Annotated in this window: 15 protein-coding genes, 1 tRNA gene and 1 riboswitch; of the genes, 5 read left to right on the top strand and 11 right to left on the bottom strand. The window is 67.5% G+C overall.

What is annotated here, in order from left to right; translation table 11 throughout:
* Positions 1-169: 169 nt before the first annotated feature.
* Positions 170-3,091 carry an aminomethyl-transferring glycine dehydrogenase gene (gene gcvP, locus IHE46_RS15215; protein WP_192165515.1) on the bottom strand — a complete coding sequence of 974 codons (2,922 nt, stop codon included), beginning with the start codon at positions 3,089-3,091 and terminating at the stop codon, positions 170-172.
* A gap of 35 nt (positions 3,092-3,126) precedes the next feature.
* Positions 3,127-3,220, bottom strand: a riboswitch (glycine riboswitch).
* 163 nt (positions 3,221-3,383) lie between these two features.
* Here gcvP and IHE46_RS15210 point away from each other — a divergent pair.
* Complete coding sequence (locus IHE46_RS15210; protein WP_192165514.1) at positions 3,384-3,794, top strand: VOC family protein; 411 nt, start codon at positions 3,384-3,386, stop codon at positions 3,792-3,794.
* Here the strand turns inward: IHE46_RS15210 and IHE46_RS15205 are convergent.
* Positions 3,791-4,408 carry an HAD-IA family hydrolase gene (locus IHE46_RS15205; protein ID WP_225563097.1) on the bottom strand — a complete coding sequence of 206 codons (618 nt, stop codon included), beginning with the start codon at positions 4,406-4,408 and terminating at the stop codon, positions 3,791-3,793. The genes IHE46_RS15210 and IHE46_RS15205 overlap by 4 nt on opposite strands.
* A 76-nt stretch (positions 4,409-4,484) precedes the next feature.
* A tRNA-Leu gene (locus tag IHE46_RS15200) sits at positions 4,485-4,569 on the bottom strand.
* 261 nt (positions 4,570-4,830) lie between these two features.
* Here IHE46_RS15200 and rnr point away from each other — a divergent pair.
* From rnr to IHE46_RS15185, 3 genes are read left to right on the top strand one after another with little or no spacing between them, the layout of a single operon-like run.
* Positions 4,831-7,227: a ribonuclease R gene (gene rnr / locus IHE46_RS15195; RefSeq protein WP_343230042.1), complete on the top strand. Its 2,397-nt coding sequence runs from the start codon at positions 4,831-4,833 to the stop codon at positions 7,225-7,227.
* On the top strand, positions 7,224-7,970 hold the full coding sequence (gene rlmB, locus IHE46_RS15190) for a 23S rRNA (guanosine(2251)-2'-O)-methyltransferase RlmB (protein WP_192165511.1): 747 nt from the start codon (positions 7,224-7,226) through the stop codon (positions 7,968-7,970). Before rnr ends, rlmB begins: the two co-directional genes overlap by 4 nt.
* Complete coding sequence (locus IHE46_RS15185; RefSeq protein WP_192165510.1) at positions 7,967-8,236, top strand: hypothetical protein; 270 nt, start codon at positions 7,967-7,969, stop codon at positions 8,234-8,236. The genes rlmB and IHE46_RS15185 overlap by 4 nt, the downstream gene beginning before the upstream one ends.
* Positions 8,237-8,329: 93 nt before the next feature.
* Here IHE46_RS15185 and IHE46_RS15180 read toward each other — a convergent pair whose 3' ends face one another.
* From IHE46_RS15180 to rnt, 8 genes are all read right to left on the bottom strand, one after another.
* Positions 8,330-10,225 (bottom strand): hypothetical protein, encoded by a 1,896-nt coding sequence (locus tag IHE46_RS15180; protein WP_192165509.1) that lies wholly within the window; start codon positions 10,223-10,225, stop codon positions 8,330-8,332.
* A 49-nt stretch (positions 10,226-10,274) separates the two neighbouring features.
* Complete coding sequence (locus IHE46_RS15175) at positions 10,275-11,354, bottom strand: glycosyltransferase (protein WP_192165508.1); 1,080 nt, start codon at positions 11,352-11,354, stop codon at positions 10,275-10,277.
* Between the two features lie 178 nt (positions 11,355-11,532).
* Positions 11,533-12,264, bottom strand: a complete 732-nt coding sequence (gene phoU, locus IHE46_RS15170) for a phosphate signaling complex protein PhoU (protein ID WP_192165507.1) — start codon at positions 12,262-12,264, stop codon at positions 11,533-11,535.
* 93 nt (positions 12,265-12,357) lie between these two features.
* Complete coding sequence (gene pstB, locus IHE46_RS15165; RefSeq protein WP_192165506.1) at positions 12,358-13,158, bottom strand: phosphate ABC transporter ATP-binding protein PstB; 801 nt, start codon at positions 13,156-13,158, stop codon at positions 12,358-12,360.
* A complete protein-coding gene (gene pstA / locus IHE46_RS15160) occupies positions 13,151-14,020 on the bottom strand; it encodes a phosphate ABC transporter permease PstA (RefSeq protein WP_192165505.1) in 870 nt (289 codons plus the stop codon). Before pstA ends, pstB begins: the two co-directional genes overlap by 8 nt.
* Entirely contained in the window at positions 14,020-14,991 is a 972-nt protein-coding gene (pstC, locus tag IHE46_RS15155) for a phosphate ABC transporter permease subunit PstC (protein ID WP_192165504.1), read from the bottom strand. The genes pstA and pstC overlap by 1 nt, the downstream gene beginning before the upstream one ends.
* Before the next feature lie 131 nt (positions 14,992-15,122).
* A complete protein-coding gene (gene pstS, locus IHE46_RS15150) occupies positions 15,123-16,133 on the bottom strand; it encodes a phosphate ABC transporter substrate-binding protein PstS (protein ID WP_192165549.1) in 1,011 nt (336 codons plus the stop codon).
* A 140-nt stretch (positions 16,134-16,273) separates the two neighbouring features.
* Complete coding sequence (rnt, locus tag IHE46_RS15145) at positions 16,274-16,930, bottom strand: ribonuclease T (protein ID WP_192165503.1); 657 nt, start codon at positions 16,928-16,930, stop codon at positions 16,274-16,276.
* A 198-nt stretch (positions 16,931-17,128) separates the two neighbouring features.
* Between rnt and IHE46_RS15140 the strand changes: the two genes are divergently transcribed.
* A complete protein-coding gene (locus IHE46_RS15140; protein WP_192165502.1) occupies positions 17,129-18,820 on the top strand; it encodes a hypothetical protein in 1,692 nt (563 codons plus the stop codon).
* Positions 18,821-19,253 lie beyond the last annotated feature (433 nt).

Here is a 19,253-nt window from a genome sequence, read left to right as displayed (position 1 = left end):
ATCGCATCGTTCATATGCGAATTGGTGAATCAGCTTACATGGTGGGACTTCTGCTTGAAGCCTCTCTCCTGTTTGCGGGAGAGAGGCTTGGAGAGAGGGAGCATGTTCTAGCGAAAACGATCCTCTTTCCCGCCCCCTCTCCCGCAGGCGGGAGAGGGGAGGGGCACGTTTAAGCCTCGATTTCTTCCTTATACGCATCCACCGGGATGCAGGCGCACATGATGTTCTTGTCGCCGTAGACGTTGTCCACGCGCGCCACCGGCGACCAGTACTTCTGCAGCCGCAGCGAGGGCAGCGGGAAGGCGGCCAGCTCGCGCGGGTAGGCATGCGTCCACTCGCTGGCGCTTACCGCGAACGCGGTGTGCGGGGCGTTGCGCAGCGGGTTGTCGTCGCGGTCCAGCTTGCCTTCCTCCACCGCGCGGATCTCGTCGCGGATCTGGATCATCGCGTCGATGAAGCGGTCCAGCTCGTGCTGCGATTCGCTCTCGGTGGGCTCCACCATCAGCGTGCCGGCCACCGGGAAGGACAGCGTGGGCGCGTGGAAGCCGAAATCGATCAGGCGCTTCGCCACGTCTTCCGCGCTGATGCCCGTGGCGTCCTTGATCGGGCGCAGGTCGAGGATGCACTCGTGCGCCACCAGGCCGTTGCGGCCGGTATACAGCGTGGGGTAGTGCGCGGCGAGGCGCTTGGCGATGTAGTTGGCGTTGAGCAGCGCCACCTGGGTGGCCTTGCGCAGGCCAGCGGTGCCCATCAGCGTGATGTACATCCACGAGATCGGCAGGATGGATGCGCTGCCGAAGGTCGCGGCGCTGACCATCGCGCCGTTGCCGGTGCCCTGCGTGCGCGCACCGTCGTCGCCGAGCGCGCGCGGCAGGAACGGCGCGAGGTGCGAGCGCACCGCGCACGGGCCCACGCCCGGGCCGCCGCCGCCGTGCGGAATGCAGAAGGTCTTGTGCAGGTTGAGGTGGCTGACGTCCGAGCCCCACTTGCCGGGCTTGGCCACGCCCACCAGCGCATTCATGTTGGCGCCGTCGGTGTACACCTGGCCGCCGTGCTGGTGGACGATGTCGCAGATCGCCACCACGTCCTCCTCGAACACGCCGTGGGTGGACGGGTAGGTGAGCATGATCGCGGCGAGGTTGGCCGAGTGCTTCTCGGCCTGCGCGCGGATGTCCGCCAGGTCCACGTTGCCGTTGGCGTCGCACTTGGTGACCACCACGCGCATGCCGCACATCTGCGCGGAGGCCGGGTTGGTGCCGTGGGCGGACTCGGGGATCAGGCAGATGTCGCGATGGCCTTCGCCGCGCGACTGGTGGTACGCGCGGATCGCCAGCAGGCCGGCGTATTCGCCCTGCGCGCCGGAATTCGGCTGCAGGCTCACCGCGTCGTAGCCGGTGATTTCGACCAGCTGCGCTTCCAGCCCGGCAATGAGCTCCTGGTAACCCTGCGTCTGCGCGGCGGGCGCGAACGGATGGATGTTGCCGAACTCCGGCCAGGTCACCGGGATCATCTCGGCGGTGGCGTTGAGCTTCATGGTGCACGAGCCCAGCGGGATCATCGTGCGGTCCATCGCCAGATCCTTGTCGGCCAGCGCACGCAGGTAGCGCAGCAGCTCGTGCTCGCTGTGGTGCGTGTTGAACACCGGGTGCGTGAGGAAGGCCGAGGTGCGCTGCAGCGCCTGCGGGATCAGCGACGGCGCGCTGGCGTCCAGCGCCTCGATGCTGGGCAGCTTGGCGTCGTCGCCGCCGAAGATGCGCCACAGCAGTTCGATGTCGGCGCGCGTGGTGGTCTCGTCCAGCGAGATGCACAGGTACTCGCCCCAGGCCTTGCGCAGGTTGGCGCCCAGCGCCACGGCGCGTGCCGCGATGGCGTCGGTGCGCTCGCCGGTCTTCAGGCTCAGCGTGTCGAACGCGCTGTCGTGGTGGGTCGTGGTGAAGCCGAGCTGCGCAAGGCCCGCCTTGAGGATCGCGGCGAGGCGCGCCACGCGCGTAGCGATGCGCACCAGCCCTTCCGGACCGTGGTAGACGGCGTACATCGAAGCCATCACGGCAAGCAGCACCTGCGCGGTGCAGATGTTGCTGGTGGCCTTCTCGCGGCGGATGTGCTGCTCGCGCGTCTGCAGGGTGAGGCGGTAGGCCTTGTTGCCCTCGGCGTCGATGGAGACGCCGATCAGGCGACCCGGCATCGAGCGCTTGTACGCGTCGCGGCAGGCCATGAAGGCGGCGTGCGGGCCGCCGAAGCCGAACGGCACGCCGAAGCGCTGCGAGTTGCCGATCACGATGTCGGCGCCCATCTCGCCCGGCGTCTTCAGCAGGGTCAGCGCCAGCAGGTCGGTGGCGAAGATGGCCAGAGCGCCCTTGGCGTGGACCTTCGCGACCTCGTCGCTCCAGTCCATCAGCCAGCCGCTGCTGGCCGGGTACTGGATCAGCGCGGCGAAATAGTCGTCCGCGGCGATCGCGGCATCCCATTCCTCGGCGGAGTTGGCCAGCTTGATCGCCAGGCCCAACGGCTCGGCGCGCGTCTGCATCACCTCGATGGTCTGCGGATGCGCATCGCCGGACACCACGATGACGTTGCCCTTGGCCTTGGCCGAACGCTTGGCCAGCGTCATCGCCTCGGCGGCCGCGGTGGCTTCGTCCAGCAGCGAGGCGTTGGCGATCTCCATGCCGGTGAGGTCGGCACACATGGTCTGGAAGTTGATCAGCGCTTCCATGCGGCCCTGCGAGATCTCCGCCTGGTACGGCGTATAGGCCGTGTACCACGCCGGGTTCTCCAGGATGTTGCGCAGGATGACGTTGGGTGTGTGCGTGCCGTAGTAGCCCTGGCCGATGAAGTTTCGGAACACCTGGTTCTTGTCCGCGATGGTGCGGATCTTCGCCAGCGCGTCCACTTCGCTCATCGCGACGGGCAGCGCCAGCGGCGCGGCGGACTTGATCTTGGCGGGCACGATGGCGTCGGTCAGCGCTTCCAGCGAATCGTGGCCGACCGCGCGCAGCATGTGCGCGATCTCGGCGTCGTTGGGGCCGATGTGGCGCGCGATGAAGGCGTCGTGGTTTTCCAGCTCGCGCAGGGAGGGAGTGTTCTGGCTCATGAAGGGCGTCCGAAGTCTGCGTGCATGCCGCACGCGGGCGCCCCTCTGTCCTTTTGCCTGAGAGTTTGGAGGCGTGAGCCTCGTGCCCCTTCGGCGGCGGATTCAACCGCTCTCTCCAGAGTGCTATGCGCAGGATGGTATGGGGCCTGAGCGATTACGGGCGTTGCGCCTTCGGCAGCGGTGCGCTCTTGCGGAGCGGCCGCTTCTCCCACCATGCGTTTACCCGGGCAATTATACAGGGGCGGGACAGGCGGAGCGCTATGCTCCCGTTTCCCCAATCCTTGGAGCCTTCATGATCCGCATCGGCGAAATCGACCATGTCGTGCTGCGCGCCATCGACGTCGAGGCGATGCGGCGTTTCTATTGCGATGTCCTGGGCTGCCGCGAAGAGCGCCGGCAGGACGAAATCGGCCTGCTGCAACTGCGTGCCGGTGTTTCGCTGATCGACCTGGTCGGCGTGGACGGCAAGCTGGGCCGTTACGGCGGCGCGGCACCGGGCAGGGAAGGCCACAACATGGATCACCTGTGCCTGCGCGTGGAGGATTACGACGAGGCGGCGATCCTGGCCCATCTCGAGGCGCATGGCGTGCGCATCGGCGAGCTGGGCATGCGCTACGGCGCGCGCGGCGAAGGGCCTTCGATCTACTGCTACGACCCGCAGGGCAACATGGTCGAGCTGAAGGGGCCGGCGTCGGGCACCTAGCCGAGCGCGGCGTGCAGCGTCGCTGCAAGGGCGTTGCAGTCGGCGAAGTGCCAGTCGGCCAGGTCGGGCCAATGGTTCTCGGGCAGGTTCACGAGCACGGCCTGTGCGCCGGCGGCGCGGGCACAGGCCAGGTCGTAGGCGTAGTCGCCGACCATGGTCAGTTCGGCAGGTTCGACCGCCCAGTGTCCGGCCAGGCGATGCAGGCCCGCCGGATCGGGCTTCGGCGCAGCATCTTCGCGGCCGAGCACGGCGGCCGGGTCGAAGCAGTCGGCCAGGCCGATCGCTTCCAGCGAAAGCAGGACCAGTTCGCGCAGGTTGCGGGTGAGGATGCCGAGCCGGCAGCCGCGCGCCGCGAGCGAGCGCACCAGCGCCACCGCACCGATGGCCGGGCGCGAAGCTTGCGCAAGTCCGCGTTCGTGTTCGAGCAGCCACGCGCGCTTGGCATCGGCCTCGTGCATGGGCAGCGCAGCGATGTGGGCGAGGATGTCCTCGTCGCCGCGGATGTCCAGCGCCTGGCGGATCGCGGCGAAATCGTGCACGGCGACCGTCAGCGTGCCATCGAGGTCGAATACCCAGTGGCGTCGGGCGGCGAGGACATGCGGCGAAGGCGTCATCGGCGGTTCACCCGTTGCGGCGTGTGCATATCGCAGAAACGACGAAGCCCGCATCGCTGCGGGCTTCGTCTACAATTGGTGCCCAGGAGAGGACTCGAACCTCCACGGTTTTACCCGCTAGTACCTGAAACTAGTGCGTCTACCAATTCCGCCACCTGGGCAGGTGTCGCGCGTGCCTTTCGGGCTGCGTGAGCCGCGTAGATTAGGCATCTGTCCTGCTTCTGTCAACACTTTGTTGACGCATTCCCTCTTTCGGCCGCGCCGCTCTGGCGCAGCCATCCACACAAGGTAATTTCGTGACCAAGAAGAACAACAAGAACCCGCAAGACAAACGCGCGAATCCGGCAGCGGGCAAGCGCAAGCGCGCCGATGCCAAGCGCGATCCGCATGCCGAGCGCGAGGCGCAGCGCTACGAGCGCCCCATTCCCAGCCGCGAGGCCATCCTGGTCCTGCTGGAAGAGCGCGGCGAACTGCTCACCGAGGCGCGCATCGCCGAAGCGCTGGCGCTGCATGAACCCGACGACCTGTTCGCGCTGCACAAGCGCCTCGGCGCGATGGTGCGCGACGGCCAGCTGCTGCTGGGCCGCCGCGGCGGCTACGCGCCGGCGAAGAAGCTCGATCTGATCCCCGGCGTGGTGCTGGCCAACGCCGAAGGCTACGGCTTCCTGCGCCCCGACGAAGGCGGCGACGACCTCTATCTTTCGCCGCAGCAGATGCGCGGCGTGCTGCACGGCGACCGCGTGCTGGCCAGCGTGGTGGGCGTGGACCGGCGCGGTCGTCGCCAGGGCGCGATCGCCGAAGTGCTGCAGCGCCGCTCGCCGCGACTGGTGGGCCGCGTGGTGGTCGAGAACGGTGTGACCCTGGTGGCGCCCGACGACCGCCGCCTGCACCAGGACGTGATGATCCCGCCCGGCGAGACGCAGGGCGCGCGCGCCGGCCAGATCGTGGTGGCCGAGATCACCGATCCGCCCACGCCGCACCGCGGCCCGCTGGGCGCGATCCGCGCCGTGCTGGGCGAGCGCCTGCAGCCTTCGCTGCTGATCGAGATGGCCATTGCCAGCCACGATCTGCCGCACGAGTGGCCGCCCGAAGTGCTGCGCGATGCGGCCGAGGTGGAACCCGAGGTCACCGCCGCCGAGCGCGAGGGCCGCGTCGACCTGCGCAAGCTGCCGCTGGTGACCATCGACGGCGCCGACGCCCGCGACTTCGACGACGCCGTGTACGCCGAGCCGAAGCGCGGCGGCGGCTGGCGGCTGGTCGTCGCCATCGCCGACGTGTCGCACTACGTGCCCGTGGGCAGCGCGCTCGACAAGGAAGCCTACGAGCGCAGCACATCGACCTATTTCCCCGGCTTCGTGGTGCCGATGCTGCCGGAGACCCTGTCCAACGGCATCTGCTCGCTCAACCCCAAGGTCGAGCGCCTGTGCATGGTCTGCGACATGGTGGTGGATGCCACCGGCGAAGTGGTCAAGTCGAAGTTCTATCCGGCGGTGATGCGTTCGCATGCGCGGCTCACCTACGACCAGGTGTGGCAGGCGGTGGGCCTGCGCGAGGCCGGTGCACTCGACGCGGTGGCGGACGTGCTGCCGCAACTGGAGAACCTGCACGCGCTGTACAAGGCGATGGCCGCACAGCGCAAACAGCGCGGCGCGATCGACTTCGAGACGCCGGAGGTGAAGTTCCGCCTCGACCAGCGCGGCGAGGTGGAATCGGCGGGCGCTGCCGCGCGCAACGACGCGCACAAGCTGATCGAGGAATGCATGATCGCCGCCAATGTGCAGGCGGCGTTGTTCCTCGAAAAGAAGAAGATCCCCGCGCTGTTCCGCGCGCATGAACCGCCGCCGGCGGAGAAGTACGAGGACCTGCAGCAGTTCCTGCGCGAGTTCAAGCTGCGCATGCCGCCGGTAGAGGAGGTGACCCCCGCCGATTTCGCCGACGTGCTGCGCCTGGTGGCCGAACGCCCCGAGCGCGAGCTGATCCAGAGCGTGCTGCTGCGCGCGCAGAGCATGGCGGCCTACCAACCGGACAACCGCGGCCACTTCGGTCTGGCGCTTTCGGCCTACGCGCACTTCACCTCGCCGATCCGCCGTTACCCGGACCTGCTGGTGCATCGAGCGATCCGCTACGCGCTCACCGGCGGCAAGCCCTCGGGCTACACCTACACGCCGGCGCAGATGGCCACGATGGCGCTGCACTGCTCGCAGCGCGAGCGCCGCGCCGAGGAAGCCGAGCGCGACGTGGACGAGCGCTACAAGTGCGCGTGGATGGCCAAGCACGTGGGCGAGGAGTTCGCGGGCGTGGTCACCGGCGTCACGTCGTTCGGCCTGTTCGTGGAGCTGGACGAGTCCAAGGTCTCGGGCCTCGTCCACATCAGCCAGCTCAGCAACGACTACTACCACTTCGATCCGCAGCGCCATCTGCTGAAGGGCGAGCGCAGCGGCGCGCAGTACCGGCTGGGCGACCACGTGCGCGTGCAGGTGCTGCGCGCCAGCCTGGAGGACCGCAAGATCGACTTCCGCCTGGCGGCGCCGCGCGCCTCCGCCGCACCGCCGCCGCGCAGCGGCAAGGCCTACGACTACGCCGCAGCGGGCGATCGCTATTCGCTGCCGGGACGCAAGCCGCCCGCGGCGCCGGCACCCGGCCGGCGTGCGGAAGTGGTGTTGCCGGCGCTGCCGCCGCGCGATAATCCGCCGCCCGTCGCCGCGCGCCCGTCCAAACCCGGCGCAAAGACGCCGGCAAAGCAGGGCGGCAAGACCGTATCGAAGGCACCGCGCGCCGCGAAGAAGCAGGCCGCACGCAAACCCAAAGGCAAGCGATGAACGAACACTGGATCGTCGGCATCAACCCGGTCGACGGCGCACTGAACAACGACGCCGCGCGCGTGTGCGAACTGCTGGTCGAAAACGGCCAGCGCAACCCGCGCGTGCATGAGCTGGCGGAACGCGCCAAGGCGCTGAAGATCCCGGTGCACCATCGCCCGCGCGAGCAGCTCGACAAGCTCGCCGGCGAAGCGCGCCACCAGGGCGTGGCTGCGCTGTACGAAGCCCCCGCGATGGCGGTGGAGAACGATCTGCCCGACCTGTTGGAAAAGGCCGGCAACACTGCATTGGTACTGGTGCTGGATGGCGTCACCGATCCGCACAACCTCGGCGCTTGCCTGCGCAGCGCGGCGGCGGCGAATGCGACCGCGGTGATCGTGCCCAAGGACCGCGCCGTGGGCCTCACCCCCGTGGTGCGCCGCGCCTCGGCGGGCGGCGCGGATCGCGTGCCGCTGATCGCGGTGACCAACCTCGCGCGCACGCTGCGCGTGCTCAAGGACGCCGGCGTGTGGATCACCGGGCTGGCCGGCGATACGGACCAGTCGATCTACGGCATCGACCTCAAGGGGCCGGTGGCGCTGGTGATGGGCAGCGAAGGCGAAGGCATGCGCCGGCTCACCCGCGAGACCTGCGATTTCACGGCGAAGATCCCGATGCCCGGTGCGATGGAAAGCCTCAACGTTTCCGTGGCAACTGGCGTCGTGCTGTTCGAGGCACTGAGGCAAAGGAGCGCATCGCGATGAACTTCCACTGGTACGACTGGGCCGGCTACATCGGCGTGCTGCTGGTGCTGCTGGCGTACTTCCTGTTGCAGGCCCGCAAGCTGCATGGCAACAAGCTGGTCTACCAGCTCATGAACATCCTCGGCGCGTTCGGCGTGCTGCTGTCGCTGACGTTCGGCAGCTTCAACTGGTCGGCGTTCCTGCTCGAGGTGGCGTGGATCGCCATCGGCATCTACGGCATTGCGCGCGGAGCGCAGCTGAAGCGCATGGGGCGGAGCGTCGATTGATGAGGCCGTGAGACCGGGCGAGCGCTTATCGCGCTGCGCCCGTCTTCCCGATGCCGCTCCGGAAGCACGTCAAAGCCGGCGGTCGAAGACCCGTCAAGGCTTCAGCTGGCTGGCTTCCAGCGTAGACGGCAGGAAGCCGCCGCAGGCAGGCAGGCGCGGGTCGTGCCATACGTCCTGGCGATCCTCTTCGACAGTGGCGCTGCAGGCGAGCCGCCGTTGCGCAAGGTAGTCCTCGGTGGCCTGGCCATGGGCCGGCCAGCGGCGGACTCTGAACAGGTCGACGGGGACGGCGCTGCCCGGCGCGGTACCCAGGTATTGGACCAGCCAGTGCTGGCTGATGTCGGCCGAGGCGGTGCCTGCGGTCGTCACCGGCATGGATTCGGCGGACGCCGGCCGCAGTTGCAGGACATAGGCCGTGGCGTGCGAGGGCCATTGCAGGCGGCGCCGGTAATGGCTTTCGAAGGTCAGCACCTCGACGGTGCGCGGTGCGATGCCCGGTTGGCGCGCCAGATCCAGCGCCAGCTGCTGCACGTCGTCCTCGTTCAGGTCGTGCACGCCCCAGGCGAGGACGCCGCAGCCGCCCTGGTCGAACTGTTGTGCCCGCGCCTGCCATTGCACGGACAGCGCCGGCGACGGGCTGCCCAGTTCGGCCGGGGTCATCGCCGTCAACGGCGAGGTGGTCAGGAAATGGCCGTAGAAATCCCGTTCGGCGAGACGCCGGAAACTGTCCTCGGGCGGTCCGAACTTGAAGGGCAGTATCACCAGCAGCGGCTGCTGGCGGCAGGCGGAAAGCGAGGCCACGTAGTGCGCCGACTCCTGCCAGGCCTCGTTGCGCTCGACCAGCCGGCCGCGCAGCACGGGGAGATGGCTGGCCAGCGCAATGGCAAGGAAGACGACGGCCGGCCAGATGCGGCGCGCACCGGGCCGGGGTCCGGCCACGTCGTACAGGCGGGCCAGCAGCCACCACGCGAACGGTGCGCAGGTCAACAGGTTGCGGTCCGAATACGAAGGCGCGACCAGCAGCGACACGGCGATGCCGAAGACGGCGACGCCCAGCAGCACGCAAGTGCTTAGCAGGGTGGCCTGACGCGCCCCGCGCAAAGGTTCGGCCTCGGCCGGTTCGCCCTGCAGACGGCGCCACAGCAGGGAGCACAGCAGCACGACCAGGCCCACTTCCACCCATCGCGTGGCGAGGGCATCGATCGCCTGGTGTGTCTGCGCGGCGAAGAACCCCATGTCGTTGCGGAACCATAGGTGATGCAGGTCCTGATGCGTGTCGTGCATCAGTTGGCGGTAGTAGGCGACGTTCAGCAGCAGAATCAGCAAGCCACCCAGCATCAGCACGATGCGCGGGCGCCAGGCAGGCAACTGCAGCAGCAACAGAGCCATCGCAAAGCCGGTCGCCAGCAGCAGGTAGGAATGGTTGAAACTGGCCAGCAGGCCCACCGCCAGCAAGGGGTAAAGCCTCCGCTGGCATGACAGGACGGGCAGGCCGTCGCGGATCGCCGCCTGCACCCGCCACACCGTGTGCTGCAGCACCGCGGCCAGCAGCATGCTCAGGGCGTAGCTGCGGATGTTCTGCGATTGCTGGAACCAGAAGCCGGACAGCGCCGCGACGGCGCAGGCGAACGCGATCGCCGCCGGGCTGGCCAACCGCAGCTTGCGCGCGCCATAACCGAACACCACGATCGCAGCCACCGCGCTTACCGCGCTGGGCAGGCGCATGGCCCACGGCGCGTAGCCGGACAGCCGGGTCCAGGCATACAGCAGCACGTCGTAGAGCGGAGGCTGCGTATCGGTGAGCGCGCGACGCCAGACTTCCTTCAGCCCGAGGTCGTGATGCACCAGGTGCAGGGTGAACAGCTCGTCGATCCACAGACTGCTGCGGCCCAGACCGACGAAGGCGCCGAGCATGGCGAGGACGGCTATCGCACCGAAGACGAAAACGGGCCATCGCTGCGGATGGGTTGCGCCGCGAGGTGCGTTCATGGAGTGGATCCGGTGGTCGTGGCTGCGGGCCCGCTGGATGAGCGCCGCATCAGGCATTGCTCCACGGCATGACGATGAGGCTGCCGAGCAGGGTGACCGCCGTCAGCGCGACTCCCCAGGACAGCCCCAGATAACGCGTGATCAAGGCCAGACCCATGATGGACACGACCCACACCATCGGGCGCAGCATGCGGCGCAGTACGGGCATGGGCCATGCCAGCGGCAAGGACAGCAGGATCCCCAGCAGCAAGGCCCATGGCGTGTGCACGCCGGCCGCGACCAACAGGCCACATGCGGCGAGCTGCACTACCCAGGCCGCCACGCAGCGCAGCAGCGTGATCTGCCGGGGCGCTGTCCAGCGGCCGTGGCTGCGCTTTTCCACCAGCAGCATCAACAGATCGAGCGCGACCCGCAGGCTCAGCTTGGACTCGCCGCCCAGCCGCTGGCGCAACTCGGTCGGCAGTTGGGTGACCACGGGACGCTCGGAGGTCGATGCCGCCACGTCGATCAGGATCTTGAAACCCAGGCCCGACAGCCGGGGCCGAACCCGCTCGTACCAGCTCCGCCGCATCAGGAAGCAGCCGCTCAGCGGATCGGCCAACGGGATGCCGAGCAGCAGGGAACTGAGCCGGGTGCCCGTGCGGCTGACCGCGTGACGCATCGGATTCAGGCCGGAGCGGCGGCTTTCGAGATAGCGGCTGGCGACGGCGAGGTCGGCGCCGTCGTGCTCCATCCGTTCGAGCAGCCGGCGCAGCATGGAGGGATCGTGCTGGCCGTCACCGTCCATGATGGCCAGCACGTCGCCGTGCGCCGCGTCCCAGCCGGCGATGGCTGCCGAGGACAGGCCGCGTGCACCCTTGCGCCGTACCAGATGCAGGGGGCTTGCGCTCCGCTGCTGGCGCACGGCATCGGCGGTGCGTTCGTCCAGGGAATCGTCCACCACGATGACTTCGTGCGGGACCCCGGCCAGGGCCTGCTCCAGCTCGTCGAGCACGGGTCCGATGGACTCGTGTTCGTTGAGCGTGCAGATCACCACGGACAACAACCGTTGCGGGCCGGCGGATGAAGAGGAAGGCGTGCCCGGCAACAGGGTGGTCTCGGTCGCGGCAAACGAAGGAGTAGGGGCCACGGCGTCGCTCGGCGGGAAAGGCAGGCCGCCGTTAACGCGCATAAAGGCATGGCTGTTGACGGCGGGACGCCGCGCAGTGTGCGGCCTTTGCCCGGACCGCCGCAAGCCGTCCGCGGTGTTTTTGCGAACCCATTGGCGGGGCGAATCTTCCGGCGCCCCGGTCGCAAGACCGTAGCGGTCAGTCCTTGCGATCGCCCAGCTTCGGCAGCTCCGGATTCGCGGTGAGATCGCGCTTGTTGCGCTGCGTGGTAAGCGGCTCGCCGGTGACCTGGTACCACACGTTCTCGGCGATGTTGGTGGCGTGGTCGCCGATGCGCTCGATGTTCTTGGCCATGAACAGCAGGTGGGTGCAGGGCGTGATGTTGCGCGGGTCTTCCATCATGTAGGTGAGCAGCTGGCGGAAGTAGCCGGTATAGGCGTCGTCCAGCTCCACGTCGTCCTCCCACACCTGGTAGGCGCGTTCGGCGTCGCGGTCGCGGTAGGCCTGCAGCACGTTGCGCACTTCGGCGGCGGCGAGCTCGGCGAGATGGGCGAGGCCGCTGGTGGGATTGATCGGCGCGGCCATCGACAGTGGGATGGAGCGCTTGGCCACGTTCGCGGCGTAGTCGCCGATGCGCTCGATGTCGGCGGCGATGCGCAGCGCGGCGAACACGTTGCGCAGGTCGCCGGCCATCGGCGCGCGCAGCGCGAGCAGTCGCACCACGTCGTGGCTGATTTCCTGTTCGAGCTGATCGATCGCGTCGTCGTTGCCCACCACGTGCTGCGCGGCGCGTTCGTCGCGGCGCTCCACCACGTCGATGGCGGCTTCCAGCTGGCTCACCGCCAGCTCGCCCATGCGCACCAGCTCGCCGGTGAGGCGGGCCAGTTCGTCGTCGTAGCTCTTGATGATGTGCTCTTTGCCAGTGCTCATGGTCGAGTTCCGTAGTGTCCAGTCGGGAAGGGTGTCGCGGAGTGGCCCTTCAACCCAACCCTCTCCCCAAGAGGAAAGGGCATATCGCCATGGTTAACCAAAGCGGCCGGTGATGTAGTCCTCGGTCTGCTTCTTCGAGGGCTTGGTGAAGATCTTTTCGGTGACGTCGAATTCGATCAGGTCGCCCATGTACATGAAGGCGGTGCGGTCGGAGACGCGCGCGGCCTGCTGCATGTTGTGGGTGACCATCACGATGGTGTAATCGGGCTTGAGCTCCTCCACCAGCTGCTCGATGCGGCCGGTGGCGATGGGGTCGAGCGCGGAGGTGGGCTCGTCGAGCAGCAGCACCTCGGGCTTCAGCGCGATGCCGCGGGCGATGCACAGGCGCTGCTGCTGGCCGCCGGAGAGGCCGAGCGCGCTCTTGTTGAGCTTGTCCTTCACCTCGTCCCACAGCGCGGCGCGGCGCAGTGCCTGCTCCACGCGCTCGGCCATGTCGGCCTTGCCGAGCTTCTCGTGGTGACGGATGCCGTAGGCCACGTTCTCGAAGATGGTCATCGGGAACGGCACCGGCTTCTGGAACACCATGCCGACCTTGCTGCGCAGGCGGTTCATCGAGTACTTCGGGTCGAGGATGTCCTCGCCGTCCAGCAGCACTTCGCCCTTGGCCTCCAGCTTCGGGTAGATCGCGTAGATGCGGTTGAAGATGCGCAGCAGGGTGGACTTGCCGCAGCCGGAGGGGCCGATGATCGCGGTGACCTGCTTCTCCGGGATCTCCATGTCGATGCCCTTCAGCGCATGGGCACCGTTGTAGTAGAAGTGCAGGTCGCGCACCGCGATCTTGGTGTGCGCCGCGGCGATCGCGGGAGCCGCGGCGTGGGCGGCGAGGTCAGTCATAACGCACCTTGTGGCGGGAGAACAGCAGTCGGGTCAGCAGGCTGAGCGCGAGGATGAAGAGCGTGATCAGCAGCGCGCCGGCCCAGGCGATGGCGTGCAGGTCGGGGCTGGGATCGTTGGTGTACTGGTAGATCGCCACCGGCAGGCTTTCCATCTTGTCCAGCGGGTGCACGGTCATGAAGTTGTTGCCGAAGGCGGTGAACAGCAGCGGCGCAGTCTCGCCGGCAAGGCGCGCCAGCGCCAGCAGCACGCCGGTGACGATGCCGGAGGTGGCCGCGCGCATCAGCACCTGCACGGTCATCTTCCACTGCGGAATGCCCAGCGACAGCGCGGCCTCGCGCAGCGTGCCCGGCACCAACTGCAGCATCTCGTCGGTAGTGCGCACGATCACCGGCAGGCCGATCAGGGCCAGCGCCACCGAGCCGGCGAAGCCGGAGAACGACACCGCGCCGTGCGTGAGGCTGGACATCGGCAGCACCACGATCACGTACACGAACAGGCCCAGCACGATGGACGGCGCCGACAGCAGGATGTCGTTGAGGAAGCGGATGATGGCGCCGAGCCGGGTGCGGTTCGCGTATTCGGCGAGGAAGGTGCCGGCGAGCACGCCGATCGGCGCGCAGATCAGCAGCGCCATCACGTCCATGATGAGGCTGCCGACGATGGCGTTGGACAGGCCGCCCTGGTCGGCGTACGCGGTGATGCGGGTGAACAGGTGCGGACCGATTGCGCCCACGCCGCTCTTCAGCGTCGTCCACAGGATCCAGGCCAGGAACACCAGGCCCAGCAGGGTGGCGCAGGCGCTCGCCACCAGCGCGATCACGTTGACGATGCGGCGCCGCAGATAGATCGAGGCGGCCATCAGTTGCCCTCCCGGCGCGACAGCCGGCGCAGCATCAGGCGCGCGATCAGCAGCACGATGAAGGTCACCACGAACAGCAGGAAGCCCAGCGCGATCAGCGCCGAGCGGTGCGTGCCCACCGCCTCGTTGAATTCGTTGGCGATCGAGGAGGAGATCGAGGTGCCGGGCATCAGCAGCGAACCGCTGAGATCGTAGGCGTTGCCGAGCACGAAGGTCACCGCCATCGTCTCGCCCAGCGCGCGGCCCAGGCCAAGGAAGATGCCGCCGATCACCGCCGAGCGCGTGTAGGGCAGCACGATGTCCCACACCACTTCCCACGTGGTCGAACCCAGCGCATAGGAGGATTCCTTGAGCCGCGTGGGCACGGTCTGGAAAACCTCGCGCATCACCGCGCAGATGAAGGGCAGGATCATCACCGCCAGCACGATGCCCGCGGTGAGCAGGCCCAGCCCCAGCGGCGGGCCGTCGAACAGCTTGCCGATCAGCGGCACCTTGCCCAGCGTGTCGGAGAGCGTCGGCTCGATGCTCGCCATGAACGGCACGAACACGAACAGGCCCCACATGCCGTAGATGATCGAAGGGATGCTGGCCAGCAGTTCGATGGCGGTGGCGACCGGTCCGCGCAGCCAGTTGGGCGCGATCTCGGTGAGGAACAGGGCGATGCCGAAACTCACCGGCACCGCCAGCACCAGCGCGATCAGCGAGGTGACCAGGGTGCCGTAGATCGGCGCAAGCGCGCCGTAGTCGTCGGCGACCGGGTTCCAGGTCGAGCTGGTGAGGAAATGGAAGCCGTCCTTGAACAGCACCTCGCGGCCGCCCCACAGGGTGGACAGCGCGGCGCCGAGCAGGGTCGCCAGCACCAGGAGGGCGCAGCCCTTCAGCAGCCGGCGGAACCACGCGTCGTGGCGCGCGTCGCGGTGGCTGCGCCGGTCGGCGTCGGAGGCGAGTTGATGGGCGGGAGTCGGTGCCATGCGATGTTCGCGAGGAGGTTTTCCTTCTCCCGTGAGAGAAGGTGGCCCGAAGGACCGGATGCGGGTCCGCGCGTTCGGCGCGAACCCTCACCGCAACCCCCCTCCCGGCGGGAGAGGGGCCTTGTTGCGACTTACTTGATCTCGGTCTTCCAGTAATTCTCGATCTGGCTGACCAGGTTGGCGGGCAGCGGCACGTAGTCCAGCGAGCGGGCGGCGTCCTGGCCGTTCTCGTAGGACCACTTGAAGAAGTCGAGGATGACCTTGCCGTTGGCGGCGTTCTTCGGCTGCTTGTACACGATCACCCAGGAGGTGGCGGTGATCGGCCACGCGTCGGCGCCCGGCGCGTTGGTCATCAGCAGGTTGAAGTTCTTCGCGCTCGCCCAGTCGGCAGTGGCGGCAGCGGCCTGGAAGCTGGCCGTGTTCGGCTGCACCACCTTGCCGGCGGCGTTCTTCATCACCGCGTAGCCGATGTTGTTCTTCAGCGCGTAGGCGTATTCCACGTAGCCGATCGAGTTGGGGATCTGGCGGATGTACGCCGACACGCCCTCGTTGCCCTTGCCGCCGATGCCGGTCGGCCAGTTCACCGCCGTGCCTTCGCCGACCTTGGACTTCCAGGTGGCGTCGACCTTGGAGAGGTAGTCGCTGAAGTTGAACGTCGTACCCGAACCGTCGGAGCGGTGCACCACGGTGATCTTCGCGTCGGGCAGCCTGACGCCCGGGTTCAGCGCGGCGATGGCCGGGTCGTTCCACTTGCTGACGGTGCCGAGGAAGATGCCCGCGAGCGTCTTGCCGTCCAGCACCAGCTTGCCGGGGGCGACGCCGGTGACGTTGAACGCCGGCACGATGCCGCCGATCACGTCAGGGAACTGGGCGAAACCGAACTTGGCGAGCGTGGCCTCGTCCAGCGGCATGTCGCTGGCGCCGAAATCCACCGTGCCGGCCTTGATCTGGGCGATGCCGCCGCCCGAGCCGATGGACTGGTAGTTGATCTGGTTGCCGGTCTTCTCGGCGTAAGCGGCGGACCACTTCGAGATCACCGGATACACGAAGCTGGAGCCCGCGCCGGTGATGTCGGTGGCTTGCGCGGACAGGCTGCCCAGCGCGCAGGCGGCGGCGAAGGCGATGGCGCCGAGGCGGAACATGGAACGGGAAGAGGTGAACACGTGGTGGCTCCTTGGTGTGCACGGGGCGTGCGCCCGGTTGCCCGCCATTGCAGCGCTGGCGTGTTGCAATGAAATGAGATGAATGTTGCAGTCAGATGACAGGCCGCAAGGAAAAGCGCTCAGCCCGCATCCAGACTGACGTGTTCGCGCTCCAGCATTTCCAGCTGGCGCCACCGGTTGACGATGTCGCAGAACAGCGTGGCGGTGATCTCGGCGTCGTAGATCGCCGAATGCGCCTCGCGCGTGTCGAAGCTGCGGCCGGAGGCCTGCACCGCCTTGCCCAGCACGGTCTGCCCATAGGCCAGGCCGCCCAGCGTGGCGGTATCGAAGCAGCTGAAGGGGTGGAAGGGGTTGCGCTTGTTGCCGGTGCGGCGCACCGCGGCGTTGACGAAGCCCAGGTCGAACGCGGCGTTGTGGCCGACCAGGATCGCGCGCTGGCAGCCGCTGTCGCGCACCGCGACACGCACCGCCTTGAAGACGTGCTCCAGCGCGAGCTGCTCGTCGAGTGCGCCGCGCAGCGGGTTGTCCGGGTCGATGCCGGTGACTTCCAACGCGCGCGGGTCGAGGTTGGCGCCGGGGAAAGGGTGCACGTGGGCATGCACGGCGGGCAGGGGGTGTACGAAACCCTGCGCGTCCATGCCCACGGTGACCGCGGCGATTTCCAGCAAGGCATCGCGTTCGGCGTCGAAGCCGCCGGTCTCCACGTCGACGATCACCGGAAGAAAGCCGCGGAAACGATCGGCCATGCGGCTGGCCATGTTGTTCAGTAACCCCATGCGTAAAGCATATCAGCCGCCGCGTACCGGCCGTGAGCGGCCAGCCGTCCTTACGGCGGCGCGCTGTCTTCGATCTGTAACAAAACATCCACATGGCAGTAAAGCGGCCAACGCATTCTTTACGTCGACCCCGCTTGGTTGCCAGGGGCTTCAGTGGTGCAACCGTTGCGGCTCAATTCGACCAAGTGGAGAAATAACATGCGTTCCAAGATCCTCGCAGTGGCGATTGCCGCTGGTCTGGGCGTAACCAGCGTCTCGGCGATGGCCCAGACATCCGGCAATCAGAAAGTGACGCTGACCGCCAGCGAACTTGCGCAGATGAAGGCCGAGATCGCAGCGCTGCAGCAGAAGGTTGACGATCTGCAGGCGCAGAGCCAGGCGCAGACCCAGGCGCAGCAGCAGACGGCGCAGACCGTGCAGGCTACCCAGGAGCAGGTGCAGGCGACGCAGGCCCAGGTGCAGCAGGCCCAGCAGACCGTGGCGACCAAGCTCGGCGACACCCTGGGCGGATCCGGCGGCATCAAGTGGACCTTCGGCGGCTTCCTGGCGGCCGAAACGGCGTACCGCTCGCGCGACACCGCCGATGACGTGGCCACCAAGTTCACCGCCATTCCGTTCATGGGCGGCACCAGCTCGGCGCCGATCAACACCAGCAGCGGCGCGACCACCTCCTACCCGGTCACCAACGCTCGCAACAGCCAGTTCCTGTACAGCGCGCGCCAGAGCCGCATCTCGATCATGGCGCAGGGCAACATCAACGACACCACCCATGTGACCGGCTACTACGAGACGGACTTCCTCGGTGGCGCCCAGACGGCGAACATGAACGAGAGCAACTCGTTCAACCTGCGCATGCGCCAGTTGTGGACCAACGTGGATTGGGACGACTACGGCCTGCACCTGCTGGCCGGCCAGGCCTGGTCGCTGCTGACCCTCGACAGCCAGGGCATCACCCCGCTGAAGGAAGTGCTGCCGCCCACCATCGACGCCCAGTACCAGGTGGGCTTCACCTGGGCCCGCCAGGCACAGCTGCGCATCGTGAAGGACTGGGACAAGATGTGGTGGCTGGGCCTCTCGATTGAAAATCCGCAGACGGCCGGTATCGGCTCCGTGGCGGGTCCGGGCTCGAAGGGCTATTCGTCGACGACCGCGACGGTCGGCGCCGGCAGCCTTTACGACAGCCTCAACTCGGTGTCGCTCAACAAGTTCCCCGACATCATCCTGAAGTTCGCAGCCGATCCGGGTTGGGGTCACTACGAAGTGTTCGGCATCTCGCGTGAGTTCACCACGCGCGTCACCCCGACCACCGCCAACGGCGGCCCGGGCGCCACCAGCAACCAGACCGCGCACGGCGGCGGCTTCGGCGTCGGCATGGTGCTGCCGCTGGTTCCGAAGGTGCTGGACTTCCAGTTCTCGGGCATGACCGGCAAGGGCATCGGCCGCTACGGCACGGCCGGCCTGAACGACATCACCTACGATCCGAGCGGCGCACCGCATCCGCTGAAGGAAAACATGCTGCTCGGCACGCTGACCTGGCATGCCACCGACGCGCTCGACGTGTACGCCACCGGCGGTCGCGAACAGCAGGACAGCTACACGACCGCGGGCGCGAACGGACTGCCGTTCGGCTACGGTGCCGCGGCGCTCGGCTACAACAACAGCCAGTGCCTGATCTACGGCGCGCCGACCGATTGCACGGGTCAGACCCGCCAGATCGCCGAACAGTCGATCGGCTTCTGGTGGAAGTTCTACCAGGGCAAGTTCGGCAAGGTGCAGTTCGGTACCCAGGTCTCGCACGTGACGCGCAAGCTGTACAGCGACATCAACGGCAACGCACCGTCCGCTCCGGACAACATGGTGTTCACCAGCCTCCGCTTCTACCCGTTCTGATCGGGGCAACGGATAGCGCAAAAGTTATCGTAAGGGAGTTCGACCCAGGGACGGAAAACGGCGGGCATGATGCCCGCCGTTTGCTTTTTGGCTTTTGTGTTTTTGGCCTTGGGCTTCGCAAGTTTCAAAGCGATTTCGTCCGCCTGCCGGCGGCCGAGCTACTTTCTCTTTGCGTGCTCAAAGAGAAAGTAGCCAAAGAGAAAGAGCACCCCGATGCGGCGCTCTCCGGGCATCCTGCCCTCCGAGTCCGTGAGGCGGGGCCGGGCTTTTCGGCCGGGCTTCCTGCCCGGTCGAAAAGGCATCGCCATCCATGGCGATGCCCGCTGCGCGGCCTGATCGTCCCCGCCTCACCGCCGCATAGGGGCCCCGAAAAGCAGCGCGCTCCCAGCGCGCAGAAACCACAGCCAGAGCAGAGCTAAACCAAACAGAGCAG

The sequence above is a fragment of the Rhodanobacter sp. DHG33 genome (genome assembly GCF_014843005.1).
In the GTDB taxonomy this organism is placed as follows: Bacteria; Pseudomonadota; Gammaproteobacteria; order Xanthomonadales; family Rhodanobacteraceae; genus Rhodanobacter_A.
The sequence above is the reverse complement of the archived record's forward strand: the minus strand, read 5'-3'. Positions and strand labels throughout refer to the sequence as shown.

Bases quoted from the DNA above. Each gene is read 5' to 3' on its own strand.
- gcvP (WP_192165515.1), bottom strand. From the start codon at position 3,091: ATGAGCCAGAACACTCCCTCCCTGCGCGAGCTGGAAAACCACGACGCC.
- IHE46_RS15210 (WP_192165514.1), top strand. From the start codon at position 3,384: ATGATCCGCATCGGCGAAATCGACCATGTCGTGCTGCGCGCCATCGAC.
- IHE46_RS15205 (WP_225563097.1), bottom strand. From the start codon at position 4,408: ATGACGCCTTCGCCGCATGTCCTCGCCGCCCGACGCCACTGGGTATTC.
- rlmB (WP_192165511.1), top strand. From the start codon at position 7,224: ATGAACGAACACTGGATCGTCGGCATCAACCCGGTCGACGGCGCACTG.
- IHE46_RS15185 (WP_192165510.1), top strand. From the start codon at position 7,967: ATGAACTTCCACTGGTACGACTGGGCCGGCTACATCGGCGTGCTGCTG.
- IHE46_RS15180 (WP_192165509.1), bottom strand. From the start codon at position 10,225: ATGAACGCACCTCGCGGCGCAACCCATCCGCAGCGATGGCCCGTTTTC.
- phoU (WP_192165507.1), bottom strand. From the start codon at position 12,264: ATGAGCACTGGCAAAGAGCACATCATCAAGAGCTACGACGACGAACTG.
- pstB (WP_192165506.1), bottom strand. From the start codon at position 13,158: ATGACTGACCTCGCCGCCCACGCCGCGGCTCCCGCGATCGCCGCGGCG.
- pstA (WP_192165505.1), bottom strand. From the start codon at position 14,020: ATGGCCGCCTCGATCTATCTGCGGCGCCGCATCGTCAACGTGATCGCG.
- pstC (WP_192165504.1), bottom strand. From the start codon at position 14,991: ATGGCACCGACTCCCGCCCATCAACTCGCCTCCGACGCCGACCGGCGC.
- pstS (WP_192165549.1), bottom strand. From the start codon at position 16,133: ATGTTCCGCCTCGGCGCCATCGCCTTCGCCGCCGCCTGCGCGCTGGGC.
- rnt (WP_192165503.1), bottom strand. From the start codon at position 16,930: ATGGGGTTACTGAACAACATGGCCAGCCGCATGGCCGATCGTTTCCGC.
- IHE46_RS15140 (WP_192165502.1), top strand. From the start codon at position 17,129: ATGCGTTCCAAGATCCTCGCAGTGGCGATTGCCGCTGGTCTGGGCGTA.